The organism is Arthrobacter sp. 10N418 (assembly GCF_056394725.1).
In genome coordinates this window covers 1-12,571 of record NZ_JBFTIK010000030.1, presented here as the reverse complement: position 1 = coordinate 12,571, position 12,571 = coordinate 1, and the positions used below count along the sequence as shown (strand labels likewise).

Sequence of the window (12,571 nt, the reverse complement as noted above, 5' to 3'; positions counted from 1 at the left end):
CATGGTCGGTGACGCCGGGACGTAACATGCGGATAGACATCCCGGCTGGTGGCCCACGGCTGGCAAAACGGCGGGGGTTCGTGTGCGCAGGCGCCGCCGTCTCGTGCTAGTTTCACAAGTGATGCATTTCGTCGATCCGTCCCGAGAAGTTTTGGCCGAAACACTGCTGGCAGCCGGCCCTGATTCCGCCACGCTCTGCCAAGGGTGGCTGACCCGGGACCTCGCCGCCCACCTCTACCTTCGCGAGCGGAAAGCCGCCGTCGGTCTGGGCCTGCTGATCAAGCGGCTGTCCAAGGCATCCGACGCCGCCACGGCAAAACTGGCCGCAAAGCTCAAGACCCCCGAAGACTACGCCCGGCTGGTCAACGCCTTCCGTGCCGGTCCCCCGGCACTCTCCCCCCTGAAGATCAAGGCCCTGGACGAAAGCTCCAACCTGATCGAGTACTTCGTGCACACCGAAGACGTCCGCCGCGCAGTGGAACGCTGGGCGCCAAGGGCCCTGGACGAGGCCTACTCGGACGCCTTGTGGGCTGAGCTCATCAAACGTGCCGCCATCCTTTACCGCGGCGTGGACCTGGGCATCGTACTGGTGCGCCCCTCCGGTCCCCGGCATGTGGCCAAACGCGCACCGGTCTCGGTGGCGATCGTCGGTGAGCCCGGCGAACTCCTGATGCATGCCCATGGCCGCACCCGCCACGCGCTCGTGACGTTCGAAGGCCAGCCGGATGCCGTCGCGCTCCTGCAGTCCGCAGAGGTCGGACTCTAAAACCCCAAGCAAGAGCAACGCCCGATAGGGGGCGGGCGGGGATTAGCGGACGACGAAGCCGGCTTCTCGGATCGCGGCCTTGACCTGGGCAATCATGTCGAAGGGCCCGAAGTGGAACACCGACGCCGCGAGGACGGCATCCGCACCGGCGGCCACGGCCGGCGGGAAGTGCTCGGGCTTGCCCGCACCGCCGGACGCGATGATGGGAACTTTGACCGCGGCCCGGGCCAGGCGGATCAGTTCGAGGTCGAAGCCGTCCTTGGTGCCGTCGGCGTCGATCGAGTTGAGCAGGATCTCCCCCACCCCGCGGTCGGCAGCTTCGCGCGCCCACGCGATCGCGTCGATCCCTGTGCCCTGGCGTCCGCCGTGCGTGGTGACCTCGAAGCCGGAGGCCGTGGGTTCGGAGCCGGGGCGGGTGCGCCGCGCGTCCACGGACAGCACGAGGACCTGGGAGCCGAAGTGCCGGGTGATCTCGTCGATCACGTCCGGCCGGGCCACGGCGGCGGTGTTGATGGCCGCCTTGTCCGCGCCGCAGCGCAGAAGCCTGTCCACTTCCGCCACGCCGCGGACGCCGCCGCCGACGGTCAGGGGAATGAAGACTTCCTCTGCGGTGCGGCGGACGACGTCGAAGGTGGTTTCCCGGTTGCCCGAGGAGGCGGTGACGTCGAGGAAGGTGAGCTCGTCGGCGCCGCCGTTGTCGTAGCGGTGGGCCAGCTCCACGGGGTCCCCGGCGTCGCGGAGTCCTTCAAAGTTGATGCCTTTGACCACGCGGCCGGCATCGACGTCGAGGCACGGGATGACGCGCACGGCAACAGTCATGACTTCTCCTGATGTTTGCTGGAGGAACTCCGGTGGGGTGCCGGGCTCAGATCCGGCAGGCGTGGATGCTGCTGACCAGGATGGCGCGGGCTCCGAGGTCGTAGAGCTCGTCCATGATCCGGTTGGTGTCCTTCTTGGGGACCATCGACCGGACGGCCACCCAGTCCGAATCGCGCAGCGGCGAGACCGTGGGCGATTCCAGGCCGGGCGTCAACGCGGCGGCCTGTTCCACGAGTTCCTTGCGGATGTCGTAGTCCATGAGCACGTACTGCCGTGCCACGAGGACCCCCTGGAGCCGGCGGATGAGCACTTCGGCGGCCGGGTTCTGCTCGCCCTTGCGGCCGATCAGCACCGACTCGGAGCGCAGTATCGGCTCCCCGAAAATCTCCATGCCGGCGGCCTTGAGGGTGTTGCCGGTCTCGACGACGTCGGCGATCGCGTCCGCGACGCCGAGGCGCACGGAGGATTCGACGGCCCCGTCGAGGCGGACAACTTTGGCCTTGATGCCGCGCTCGGCGAGGTAGCCGCGGAGCAGGCCGTCGTAGCTCGTGGCGAGGCGTTTTCCTTCGAGCTGTTCGACGGACTCAAAGTCACCCACCGGGCCGGCGAAGCGGAACGTCGAGGCCGCGAAGCCCAGCGGCAGCAGCTCCTCGGCCTCGACCTCAGCGTCCAGGAGCAGGTCGCGGCCGGTGATGCCGACGTCGAGCGTTCCCTGTCCGACGTACACGGCGATGTCACGGGGGCGGAGGAAGAAGAACTCGATGTCGTTGTCAGGGTCAACCATGACCAGTTCGCGGGTGTCGCGGCGCTGGCGGTAGCCGGCCTCGGCGAGCATGGCGGAGGCGGCTTCGGACAGGGATCCCTTGTTCGGGACGGCAACTCTCAGCATTGGGGGTCTCTCTTGGGTTAGGAAGTGGCTACGCAGGCAAACCGGGCCACGCAACTCGACGGTTCCGCCCGGAATGGTCCAGGCGGCGTCCGGCGCTGACGTGGCTAGAGATGCTTGTAGACGTCTTCCAGGCTGAGTCCCTTGGCGAGCATCAGAACCTGCAGGTGGTAGAGCAGCTGCGAAATTTCTTCCGCGGCGGCTTCATCGGATTCATACTCGGCAGCCATCCAGACCTCGGCTGCTTCCTCCACGACCTTCTTGCCGATGCCGTGGACTCCGGAATCCAGTTCTGCGACGGTGCGGGAGCCGTCCGGGCGTGCGGCTGCCTTCTCACTCAGTTCTGCGAACAGCGACTCGAAATTCTTCACACGCTCCAGCCTACTTGTTCGGGGCGGGACCGTGCCTGCCGGCCCCTTGCATGACGGGCAGGATGTGAGTGAAGACACATGCTGCTAGCTGAACTGCCTGAGCGTCACGGCGGTGGCCAGGGCGGCCGTGACGGCCTCGTGCCCCTTGTCCTCGGTGGAGCCCGGAAGCCCGGCGCGGTCGATTCCCTGCTGCTCCGTGTCACACGTGAGCACGCCGAAGCCCACGGGCACGCCAGTGCGCACACTGACCTCGGTGAGGCCAAGGGTGGCGGCCTCGCAGACATATTCAAAGTGCGGGGTTCCGCCCCGGATCACGACGCCGAGCGCCACGACGGCGTCGAAGTGCGGTGCCAGCCGGGCGGCGGCCACGGGGAGCTCAAAGGTGCCGGGAACGCGCAGAACCGTCGGTTCGCTGATGCCGGCGTCCTTGGCCGCGCGGAGGGCGCCGTCAAGGAGGCCGTCCATGATCTTGGTGTGCCAGCTTGCGGCCACAATGGCCAGCTTCAGCCGGGACGTTTCCTCGGGCTGGAACGTGGTGAGGTCAATCTGGGGTGCGCCGTGTCCACTCATGCGTGAATCCTTGCTGTAGTTGTCGGTCTGCGGGGCGGTGCTGTGGGTGTTGCTCTACGTGGCCGGGCCGGGTCAGTCTTGTTCGTGTTCAAAACCGCGCTGGCCCGCCGCCGGCGCCGCAGGCTGGACGTCGAGGACCAGCCGGTGGTCCATCCGGTCTTTCTTGGTCTGCAGGTAGCGGATATTCTGCTCCCGCGACGGCACCTCGGTCGGAACCATTTCCACCACCCGGACGCCGGCCAGCGCGAGCCTGTCCTGTTTGTCCGGGTTGTTGCTCAGGAGCCGCACCTCATGGAGTCCCATCTCCGCCAGGATCTGGGCCGCTGCCTTGTAGCAACGGGCGTCGACGGGCAGTCCCAGCTGCTCATTTGCCTCCACGGTGTCGAAGCCCGCTTCCTGGAGGGCGTACGCCTTCATCTTGTTCGCCAGGCCGATCCCGCGGCCTTCCTGGCCGCGCAAGTAGAGCAGCGTACCGCCGAACTCATTGATCATCTCCAGCGCGTAGGCCAGTTGCTCGCCGCAGTCGCAGCGGTAGGAGCCGAACACGTCGCCGGTGAGGCACTCGGAATGCAGGCGCACCAGCGGCGCCTTGCCGTCGACCGGCAGCATCGGTGAACTGACCGCGAGGTGCTCGGCTCCGGTGGCCAGATCGGTCCAGGCCTGGGCCACAAAATCGCCGAAAGCCGTGGGCAGCTGGACGATCGGTCCCGCGCTGACCGGATGCGGCTGGCGTGCCATGGACATCTCTTCTCGTGTCTCGGACGTCGTCATTTGTATCTCCTCCATCAGGCCGGATCCGCTGCGTGGCCGGCATGCTGTCCCGCATCCAGGTAGGCCTCTAGATCCGCAATCGAAATCAGGGGGCAGCCATGCTCGATAGCGAAGCTGCGAAGTCCGTCCAGCCGCATCATCTCTCCGTTGTCGTACACCAGCTCTGCAATCACTCCCACAGGCTCCAGGCCTGCCAGCCGGCAGAGATCCACTGCCGCCTCGGTGTGGCCGGGGCGTTGCCGCACTCCCCCCTTAACGGCGCGAAGGGGGAAAACATGCCCGGGTCGGGTCAAGGAATTCGGCTGGCTCCCGGGGTCCGCCAGGATCCGGGCGGTCAGGGCCCGGTCCGTGGCGGATATTCCGGTGCTGACTCCCACGGCTGCGTCGCAGGACACCGTATAGGCAGTGCCCTTGGCGTCCTCATTGATATCCACCATCGGCGGCAGCGCGAGGGCGTCCGCCCGTTCGGCGGCGAGCGGCACGCAGATCACGCCGGAGCTGTACCGCACTGTCCAGCCCATCAACGCGGCCGTGGCGTGCTGCGCGGCGAAAATGATGTCGCCTTCGTTTTCGCGGTCCTCGTTGTCCACGACCAGGACTGGGCGCCCTGCCGCCATGGCACTGATGGCCTCTTCGATGGGATCCAGACCCGTCCGCGGGCTCAGCCCCGCGGCAGGCAGGGCGGCAGCTTGGGCGGCGCCGTTCTGGGCGGCGGCCTCGTGCGAGGCGGCGCCGTTCAGGGCGCCGTCGTCCAGGATGTGTCCGGACAAGTTCTTGATCTGGTTCATTCGGCGCCTCCCTCCACGTGAGCTGCTGCCCGGGTGGCGGCTGCCCGTGCCGGGCCGCCTGCAAAGGCAAGCAGGCGCTCAGTGTACTTCGCCAGCACGTCCACCTCGAGGTTGACCCGGCCGCCAAGGGGTTTCGCGCCCAGGCCGGTCTCGGCCAGCGTGGTGGGAATGAGTCCCACTTCGAACCACGGTGCCTGTTCCGGCGCCGGGCTGACGGCGGTCACCGTCAGCGATACGCCGTCGACGGCGATGGAGCCCTTTTCCGCGATGTAGCGTGCAAGCCCGGCCGGCACGCCGAAGCGGAGCCGGTCCCAGTTGCCGAGCGCCTCGCGCTCCAGCAGTTCGCCAACGCCGTCGACGTGGCCCTGGACGACGTGGCCGTCCAGCCGGCCGCCGGCCGGGACACAGCGTTCCAGGTTGACCGGGTCACCTGCCAGGAGTTCACCGATGGTGCTGCGGTTGAGTGTTTCGCCCATGACGTCGACGCTGAAGTCCTTGCCGTCGATCTGCGTCGCGGTCAGGCAGACGCCGTTGACGGCGATGGAACCGCCGAGGGCGAGCCCGTCGGTGGTTCCGGGGGCGTGCAGCCGAACGGTGGCGCTGGCGTTGCCGTTGCGCTCAACGGACAGCACCTTTCCCTGCTCGGCGATAATTCCGGTGAACATCAGTTGCCTCCTGCGGCGGTGTCCGCGCCAGTGCGGTGCGGGGTGGAGTCGGGTGAAGTTATGGTGCCGGCGGGCATGCCGGCGCGGGTGCCGGGGCTGCTCGCGGGCCCGCTCTGGGGGTGGCCCTCCGGGCCGCTGGCCGTGAGGCCGGCCGGGCGGAGGTGCAGCCGCAGGTCGCGGCCGAGCATCCTGACCGCGCCCCCGGACGCCGGATCCCACTCCCACTCCTGGGCATCGGCCAGGGTGGTGATGCCCAGGTCCTCCAAGGCGGGGGTGCCCGAGCCGAGGAGCGTCGGGGCCAGATACACGATGAGCTCGTCGACGAGGCCGGCCGCAAGGAACGCGCTCAGGATCCGGGAGCCGCCCTCCACCATGAGATGCCGCACGCCGGCGGCAAACAGCTGGTCCAGGGCCTCCCGGGGATCGCGCGTGGCAACGTGCAGAACCTTGCCGTCCTCGCCATTGATGGCCGCACCCTCGGGGATTTCGCGGTAGCCCATGACGGCGCGCAACGGCTGTTTGCCGGCCGTTTCGCCCGCGGCATTGCGTGCTGTGAGCCGCGGATTGTCCACGAGGACCGTCTGGGTGCCCACGAGGATGGCGTCGATCCGGCCGCGCAGCGCGTGGTTGTCCGCGAGGGATTCCGGGCTGGAGATCCACTGGCTGGTCCCGTCGCTGGCTGCGATGCGGCTGTCGAGGGTCTGCGCGATATGCAGCGTGACGAAAGGCCGCTGGGCGGCGACTGCGGCGAACCAGCGCCTGTTGAGGTCCAGCGCAGCGTCGGCGGCCAGGCCGGACCTGACGCGGACGCCCGCGGCACGCAGTGTCTCTGCGCCGCCTGCCGCCGGGTCATGGGGGTCGTCGACGGCGTAGATGACGTCGCTGATTCCGGCGTCGATGATGGCCTGCGCGCAGGGGCCCGTGCGTCCGCAGTGGTTGCACGGCTCCAGGGTCACCACGATCGTGGCACCGCGGAGGTCATGACCGGCGGCCTTCGCTTGTGCGATCGCGTCGGCTTCGGCGTGTGCCGTGCCGGCTCCGCGGTGGCGGCCGGACACCAGCTGCGTTCCATCGGCGGCGATGACGACGGCGCCCACGAGCGGGTTCGCTCCGCGGGGGCCCTCTGCTGCGACGAGCAGTGCCGCCTCCATGGCTGCGGTTTCGGCGTCGCTGAATCCGGCGCCGGACAAACCCATGCCGGCGTCCCTCACAGGGCTGGAAAGGTGTTGTTGTTCAAAGCTCATCGGCCCGTCACCGGGCCTCCGGCGCCAGCAGCGTCGGTGAAGAGCCATCGCAGAAAGTTCATATGTGTGTGTCGTTCCTTCCCTCACGAACCGCGATGGCTCCGGGGGTATACGACAGCACAATGCTGCGGCGCCAATAGGACGCCGCAGTAACAGCTGTACGTGCTTCTCTCATCCAGACTTTTACTGTCGGTACCGGAATTCCACCAGTTCAACCGTTTGCCGGCATTTCCCCTGGGGGAAGCGCCGGCGCGCGGGTCGCGGACTATAACCGCCGGTTCGGACTTACACCGACCCCGGAGCACGTATGTGTGTTGTTATTCTGACACAACCTCAGGCCGCACCCGGCTATTCCCGCTGCCGGAGGTTACGGTCTGCGTCATGTCGAGGAGCGGCGCAGTGAATATGGCGCCTGGCACAGGACGCGGCGGACTGCCCGCCCCAGCGAGGCCGCGGGAGCGGGCTCAGAACGACCGGCGGCCGGCCTCCCGGAGCCGCTCGATAGCCTTGGCCGGGTCTGCGGCGCCGTAGACCGCGGATCCTGCCACGAAGACGTCGGCGCCGGCCTCGGCGGCACGCCAGATGGTCTCCTCGGTGATGCCGCCGTCCACCTGCAGCGCCACGTCGAAGCCGGAAGCGTCGATTGCCGCGCGGGCCCGCCGGATCTTGGGCAGCGTGAGCTCGAGGAATTCCTGGCCGCCGAAGCCAGGCTCCACCGTCATGATCAGCAGCAGGTCCAGCTCACCGAGCATGTCCAGGAAAGGCTCCACGGCGCTTCCGGGCCGGAGCGCAAGGCCCGCCTTGGCGCCGCGGGCCCGCAGTTCGCGGGCCAGTTTGATCGGTGCGATCGATGCCTCGGCGTGAAAGGTCACCGAGGCCACACCGGCGTCGGCGTAGGCGGGCGCCCAGCGGTCGGCGTGCTCGATCATCAAGTGCGCGTCCAACGGCACCGGGCTGATTTCCTGCAGCCGCTGGACTACGGGAAGCCCGAGCGAGAGGTTGGGCACAAAGTGGTTGTCCATGACATCCACGTGCACGGCATCCGCGTTGCTAATTCTGAGCAGCTCGGCCTCAAGGTTGGCGAAGTCGGCGGAAAGGATGCTCGGGTTGATGCAGCACTGGGCCATAAGAATTCCTTGTCGTTCTGCTGAAAGTCCTGCGGAAAGTCCTGCTGAAGGCGCGGGCAACCCGCACCCCAGTATCACCTGTTGATCAGGCCTTCTTGTGGATGAGGGCCAGGAACATGGCATCCGTGCGGTGCACATGCGGCCAAAGCTGGGCGGTGAGTTCGTGCCCGGCCTCCAGATGGCCGGTAAGGCTGACGCTGTCCAGTACGGCCCCGGCGTCGAGGAGCTCGAGGTCCTCGCGTTTGCGCAGCGCATCGCTCACGACGGCGGTCGTCTCGGCCGGGTGCGGGGAGCAGGTCACGTAGGCCACGACGCCGCCCGGTTTCACGGCTGCCAGCGCGGATTTGAGCAGTTCGCGCTGCAGCGGGCCGAGGTCCGTCAGGTCCTTGGGCGTGCGACGCCAGCGTGCCTCCGGTCGCCGGCGCAGTGCACCGAGACCGGTGCAGGGCGCATCGACAAGGACACGGTCGAAGCTTTCCGCCATCTCAGTGCCAATCTCGCGGCCGTCTCCGGTCCGCACGTGCCAGACATCATGGGGCACCGCGGCCAGGGCCTGCCGGACCAGCTTGGCGCGGTGTGGAGCCGGTTCGTTGGCCAGAAGCGTGGCGCCGTGTTGCCGGGCGAGTGCGCCCAACAGGACAGCCTTGCCGCCGGGTCCGGCGCACAGGTCGAGCCATCGTTCGCCGGCCGGGCTGGAGCTTCCAGCGGCCCCGGTTCCAAGATCGACGGCGGCCAGCGCGCGGGCCACGAGTTGCGATCCGACGTCCTGGATGCGGGTGGTGCCTTCCCGAACGGAGGCGAGCCGGCCGAGGTCCCCGCCACTGGAAAGTGCCGAGCCCTCGACGAGTTCGCCGGGGGTGGCACCGCCTTCCAGCGCCTCGTCGAGGCTGCCGAGTCCGGGCAGCGCCACGAGGTTGACCACCGGTGCGGCATTGTCCGCTTCCAAAAGCTCGTCGATCTCGGCGACAGGCCGGCCGTGGGCCACGAGGGACTGCCGCATGGCGCGGACAATCCACTCCGGGTGGGCGAAACGGATGGCAGCGATCTTTGTCTCGTCTGTCTCCTCGCCGGTCAGCAGGTCCAGCCATTCCGCCAGGGTGCGGGCGGAGACCTTGCGGAGCACAGCATTGATGAGCGCCGAGGGCCCGGCCCCGATCACTGCGCGGGCCAGGCCGACCGTCTGGTCCAGGGCGGCATGCGCCGGGACGCGCATGGCGAGCAGTTGGTGGACGCCGATCCGGAGCGCATCGAGGATGGCGGGATCCAGCTGGTCCAGCGGCCGGTCCACGCAGCGTGCCAGGATCGCGTCGTACGTGCCCTGGCCGCGGAGGGCGCCATAGCTCAGTTCGGTCGCGAAGCCGGCGTCGCGTTTGTCCAGTCCGTGATGCCGGATCCGGGCCGGAAGCACGAGGTTCGCGTAGGCGTCCTCGGCGGCGACGGCGCGGAGGACCTCGAACGCCACGAGCCTGGCAGGGTCCGCCCTGCGGGTGCGCTGTGATGGGGCGCTCTCGGAGAATCCGCGCTGCTGGCCTCGGTTGCGTTCCCGACCCTTGGCATCGCGCTGGCTGCCGTCCCGGCCGCGGCTGGCCTGGCCGCCGCGCTGGCCTCCGGCGCCTCCGCGCTGGGGGCCCCGGCCGCGGTCGCTGCCACTCGTTCCCGACTCGCTCATTCGAATACCACGCTTTCAAGTGTTGCCTGTCCGCGCGCCCAATCAGCTGCGGTCATCATTTTCTTGCCCGAGGGCTGGATCCGGGTGAGTTCCACCGGGTGCGAGCCGGTTCCCACCAGTACGCTCTTCCCGTTCATCTCCAACTGGCCGGGCTTCAGGGCGGGAGCCTCGGGCCGGAGCAGGACCGGTTCCAGTTTGACGCGCTGCCCGTCCAGTGTGGTCCAGGCGCCGGGCTCAGGGGTGACCCCGCGGGCCCGCCGTCCGATCGCCAAGGCCGGCTGCCGCCAGTCGAGCCGGCCGTCGTCCAGAGTCAGCTTCGGGGCCAAGCTCACGTCCCCTTGCTGCGGCACGGCCGCAGCTTTACCGGCGTCGACGGCGGACAGCGTCTGGGTAAGCAGCACGGCTCCGCTGTGAGAGAGCCGCTCGAGCACCGCCCCCGCAGTGTCATCGGAGCGGACGGTTTCTGTGAGCGTGCCGAAAACGGGGCCAGTGTCCAGCCCTTCCTCGAGCAGGAACGTAACAGCGCCGGTGATGTCGTCACCGGCGATGAGCGCTCGCTGGACGGGCGCCGCTCCCCGCCAGGCCGGCAGGAGGGAGAAATGCAGGTTGATCCAGCCGTGGCGGGGAACGTCCAGGGCCGGGCGCGGAATAAGCCCCCCGTAGGCCACGATCGCGGCGACATCCGGGGCCGTTGCGGCAATCCTGGCCGTCACGTCGGCGTCGACCTTGGACGCCCGGATGACGTCGATACCGAGCTCTGCGGCGCGGGCCGCGACGGGCGACGGCGTGAGGATGCGCTTGCGGCCCAGCGGCGCATCCGGGCGGGTGAGGACGGCGACGACGTCGAAGCCGGCGTCGACCAGGGCGTCCAGGGAGGGCACGGCGACAGCCGGCGTGCCGGCGAAGAGTACCCTCACTGGGAGTTTCCGAAGGAGCCGAAACTCCCCGTCCCGGCGCCGCCGGAACCGAAGCTCGATCCAACTGTCCTGGCGCGCTTCGCCGTCGTCTGCTCGGTGATGGAGTCGTAGTTGGCATTCCGGATGGCCCGCAACGCGGTCTTCCGGTCCTCGCCTTCCAGCCGGTCTGTGAACAGGATCCCGTCCAGGTGGTCGGTTTCATGCTGGAAGCAGCGGGCCAGCATGCCTTCCCCCTCGATCGTGACGGGATCACCGTGAAGGTCGACGCCGGTGACGGTCGTGTGCCGGTAACGGCGGACCGGGAAGCCGAGGCCAGGGATGGAGAGGCAGCCCTCGACCTGGTCCGGCTGGAAGTCCTCGCTGCTCACCAGCACAGGGTTGATGATGTGACCCTCCACGCCGCCGATCCGGTAGGTGAAGACGCGCTTGCTCACGCCGACCTGGGGTGCGGCCAGCCCTGCCCCGTCGACGTCCTCCATGGTTTCGGTCATGTCCGCTACGAGTTTCGCCAGTTCAGGCCCGAATTCCGTCACGGGATCGGCGACTGTGCGCAGCACAGGATCTCCGATGATGCGGATATTCAAAATGGCCATGTGCAGTCTGTCCTCACGGTGGATGGCTAGGGAATCGAGTCCAGTTTAGTTGCACCTGTGGCCCGGTCCGCTTTCGCCATCGGATCCGTCTGGGTGGGGCTGGCCGGCTTCGCCTGGGTGTGGGCTTCCGCGGCCCTCCGTGAGGCCCCACGGCCGGGCGGCCGGGCGACCGGGCGACCGGAGTCCTGGACGGTTCCCTCGCGGTGTCAGACGCCCGATATGTGCTTTCGGCTTGCCAGGCATGTCTTCACTGTCCGCCCGGCCGGTCACGCCGCAACAGCGGCCATTTCATCATTATTGTCAGAGCCCACTGGCAGACTGTGATTGTGGAAGCCGTCGGGGATTTCATTCCTTTCGAGAACGAGGGGCAGGGCACGGAGAGGTGCACCGGCCCCGCTGTTGCCTGCGGCATAGTGCCCGGCGCGTGTCAGGGTACGGGCCCGGGTTTTCAGTCCGGTGTGGACAGCGTCATCGCGCTGCTCCAACGCGTGGGCTCGACGGCAGCGGAGGACGCGGCATTGTTTGGTTTCCGTGCGGCGTCGGACTTTGCCGGCCGGATGGAGGAGATCTCGAGGCATGTGGAGTATCTCCAGCTCGTGGCGGCCGGCGCGGTGGACCGGACCCGAAAGCAGGCTGCGGCGGACGCCGCGAAGGCCGGCACGTCGTGGACCACAGGGTGGCGGGACGATTCTCCCGGGTCCGGGCCCGGATCCTCGGCACCGGGCGCCGCCGCTGCACCGGGTGCTCCGGGTGCGGACGATCCTGTGGATGACGGGTACCGGAACACCGTTGAGTTTCTGCGGGCCCGGCTGTTGATCAGCGCGGCCGAGGCGCGGCGCAGGCTCGCCCTCGCCGAGAGCATCCTGCGCCGGCAGGGATTCACCGGGGAGCCGCTGCCGCCCGTACGCGGGGAACTCGGTGCCGCGGTCGCGGCCGGTGAAGTCGCGTCCCGGGCCGCGACGATCATCACGCTGGCGCTGGGCCGGGTCCGGCACGCCTGCGACGCGGAGTCCGCGGCCCGGATGGAACACGCCCTGACCCGCACCGCGGCCGGGAACGACCCGGACTTCCTGGTCCGGGTCGCACGGCGCTGGGCGGATGCGATCGACCAGGACGGTGCCGAGCCCTCCGAGGAGCTGCTTCGCCAGCTCCAGGGCGCGTTCATCCGACGCCAGCGCCACGGCCTGCACCACCTGGAGATCTTCGCGACCACCGACCAGTTCGAGCACCTCCTCACCGTGATGAACACCGCCACCAACCCACGCACCAGCAGTTCCGCGGCGCCGGCGGCGGTCACCGACTGCGGCGCGCACGCCGCTGCCGGCGGTGAGGGTCCCGTGGCCAACCCTGCCACGGTTGTCACGGACGGTGTTTCGAGTGCTTCC

At 68.5% G+C, this 12,571-nt stretch carries 14 protein-coding genes and 1 riboswitch; of the genes, 2 read left to right on the top strand and 12 right to left on the bottom strand.

The window, feature by feature from the left end; all coding sequences use genetic code 11:
* The first annotated feature begins 121 nt into the window (after nt 1-121).
* Nucleotides 122-766 (top strand): TIGR03085 family metal-binding protein, encoded by a 645-nt coding sequence (locus AC1DCZ_RS17595; protein ID WP_476896928.1) that lies wholly within the window; start codon nt 122-124, stop codon nt 764-766.
* A 42-nt stretch (nt 767-808) separates the two neighbouring features.
* Here the strand turns inward: AC1DCZ_RS17595 and hisF are convergent, their stop codons facing one another.
* The 12 genes from hisF to def all read right to left on the bottom strand — a co-directional run bounded on the left by hisF (nt 809) and on the right by def (nt 11,186).
* Nucleotides 809-1,585 carry an imidazole glycerol phosphate synthase subunit HisF gene (hisF, locus tag AC1DCZ_RS17590; protein ID WP_476896927.1) on the bottom strand — a complete coding sequence of 259 codons (777 nt, stop codon included), beginning with the start codon at nt 1,583-1,585 and terminating at the stop codon, nt 809-811.
* 46 nt (nt 1,586-1,631) lie between these two features.
* Nucleotides 1,632-2,474 (bottom strand): ATP phosphoribosyltransferase, encoded by an 843-nt coding sequence (gene hisG / locus AC1DCZ_RS17585; RefSeq protein ID WP_476975738.1) that lies wholly within the window; start codon nt 2,472-2,474, stop codon nt 1,632-1,634.
* A 104-nt stretch (nt 2,475-2,578) separates the two neighbouring features.
* Entirely contained in the window at nt 2,579-2,842 is a 264-nt protein-coding gene (locus AC1DCZ_RS17580; RefSeq protein ID WP_211878609.1) for a phosphoribosyl-ATP diphosphatase, read from the bottom strand.
* An 84-nt stretch (nt 2,843-2,926) separates the two neighbouring features.
* Nucleotides 2,927-3,412: a 6,7-dimethyl-8-ribityllumazine synthase gene (gene ribH / locus AC1DCZ_RS17575; RefSeq protein ID WP_476896925.1), complete on the bottom strand. Its 486-nt coding sequence runs from the start codon at nt 3,410-3,412 to the stop codon at nt 2,927-2,929.
* Nucleotides 3,413-3,484: 72 nt separating this feature from the next.
* Nucleotides 3,485-4,183: a GTP cyclohydrolase II gene (ribA, locus tag AC1DCZ_RS17570; RefSeq protein ID WP_476975737.1), complete on the bottom strand. Its 699-nt coding sequence runs from the start codon at nt 4,181-4,183 to the stop codon at nt 3,485-3,487.
* Between the two features lie 14 nt (nt 4,184-4,197).
* Entirely contained in the window at nt 4,198-4,971 is a 774-nt protein-coding gene (gene ribB, locus AC1DCZ_RS17565; RefSeq protein WP_476975736.1) for a 3,4-dihydroxy-2-butanone-4-phosphate synthase, read from the bottom strand.
* Entirely contained in the window at nt 4,968-5,636 is a 669-nt protein-coding gene (locus tag AC1DCZ_RS17560; RefSeq protein ID WP_476975735.1) for a riboflavin synthase, read from the bottom strand. The genes ribB and AC1DCZ_RS17560 overlap by 4 nt, the downstream gene beginning before the upstream one ends.
* Nucleotides 5,636-6,832, bottom strand: coding sequence for a bifunctional diaminohydroxyphosphoribosylaminopyrimidine deaminase/5-amino-6-(5-phosphoribosylamino)uracil reductase RibD (gene ribD / locus AC1DCZ_RS17555; protein ID WP_476975734.1), 1,197 nt, complete (start codon nt 6,830-6,832; stop codon nt 5,636-5,638). The genes AC1DCZ_RS17560 and ribD overlap by 1 nt, the downstream gene beginning before the upstream one ends.
* Nucleotides 6,833-7,038: 206 nt before the next feature.
* Nucleotides 7,039-7,189, bottom strand: a riboswitch (FMN riboswitch).
* Nucleotides 7,190-7,344: 155 nt separating this feature from the next.
* Nucleotides 7,345-8,007: a ribulose-phosphate 3-epimerase gene (gene rpe / locus AC1DCZ_RS17550; RefSeq protein WP_476975733.1), complete on the bottom strand. Its 663-nt coding sequence runs from the start codon at nt 8,005-8,007 to the stop codon at nt 7,345-7,347.
* A gap of 85 nt (nt 8,008-8,092) precedes the next feature.
* Entirely contained in the window at nt 8,093-9,676 is a 1,584-nt protein-coding gene (locus AC1DCZ_RS17545) for an RsmB/NOP family class I SAM-dependent RNA methyltransferase (RefSeq protein WP_476975732.1), read from the bottom strand.
* Nucleotides 9,673-10,593, bottom strand: coding sequence for a methionyl-tRNA formyltransferase (fmt, locus tag AC1DCZ_RS17540; protein WP_476975731.1), 921 nt, complete (start codon nt 10,591-10,593; stop codon nt 9,673-9,675). Before fmt ends, AC1DCZ_RS17545 begins: the two co-directional genes overlap by 4 nt.
* Nucleotides 10,590-11,186, bottom strand: coding sequence for a peptide deformylase (gene def / locus AC1DCZ_RS17535; RefSeq protein ID WP_476896918.1), 597 nt, complete (start codon nt 11,184-11,186; stop codon nt 10,590-10,592). The genes fmt and def overlap by 4 nt, the downstream gene beginning before the upstream one ends.
* 458 nt (nt 11,187-11,644) lie before the next feature.
* Here def and AC1DCZ_RS17530 point away from each other — a divergent pair.
* Nucleotides 11,645-12,571, top strand: a 927-nt coding sequence (locus tag AC1DCZ_RS17530; RefSeq protein ID WP_476975730.1) for a DUF222 domain-containing protein, incomplete at its 3' end; no start/stop codon positions are given.

Bases quoted from the DNA above. Each gene is read 5' to 3' on its own strand.
- ribH (WP_476896925.1), bottom strand. From the start codon at position 3,412: ATGAGTGGACACGGCGCACCCCAGATTGACCTCACCACGTTCCAGCCC.
- def (WP_476896918.1), bottom strand. From the start codon at position 11,186: ATGGCCATTTTGAATATCCGCATCATCGGAGATCCTGTGCTGCGCACA.
- ribA (WP_476975737.1), bottom strand. From the start codon at position 4,183: ATGACGACGTCCGAGACACGAGAAGAGATGTCCATGGCACGCCAGCCG.
- ribB (WP_476975736.1), bottom strand. From the start codon at position 4,971: ATGAACCAGATCAAGAACTTGTCCGGACACATCCTGGACGACGGCGCC.
- AC1DCZ_RS17560 (WP_476975735.1), bottom strand. From the start codon at position 5,636: ATGTTCACCGGAATTATCGCCGAGCAGGGAAAGGTGCTGTCCGTTGAG.
- ribD (WP_476975734.1), bottom strand. From the start codon at position 6,832: ATGGGTTTGTCCGGCGCCGGATTCAGCGACGCCGAAACCGCAGCCATG.
- AC1DCZ_RS17595 (WP_476896928.1), top strand. From the start codon at position 122: ATGCATTTCGTCGATCCGTCCCGAGAAGTTTTGGCCGAAACACTGCTG.
- rpe (WP_476975733.1), bottom strand. From the start codon at position 8,007: ATGGCCCAGTGCTGCATCAACCCGAGCATCCTTTCCGCCGACTTCGCC.
- hisG (WP_476975738.1), bottom strand. From the start codon at position 2,474: ATGCTGAGAGTTGCCGTCCCGAACAAGGGATCCCTGTCCGAAGCCGCC.
- AC1DCZ_RS17545 (WP_476975732.1), bottom strand. From the start codon at position 9,676: ATGAGCGAGTCGGGAACGAGTGGCAGCGACCGCGGCCGGGGCCCCCAG.
- hisF (WP_476896927.1), bottom strand. From the start codon at position 1,585: ATGACTGTTGCCGTGCGCGTCATCCCGTGCCTCGACGTCGATGCCGGC.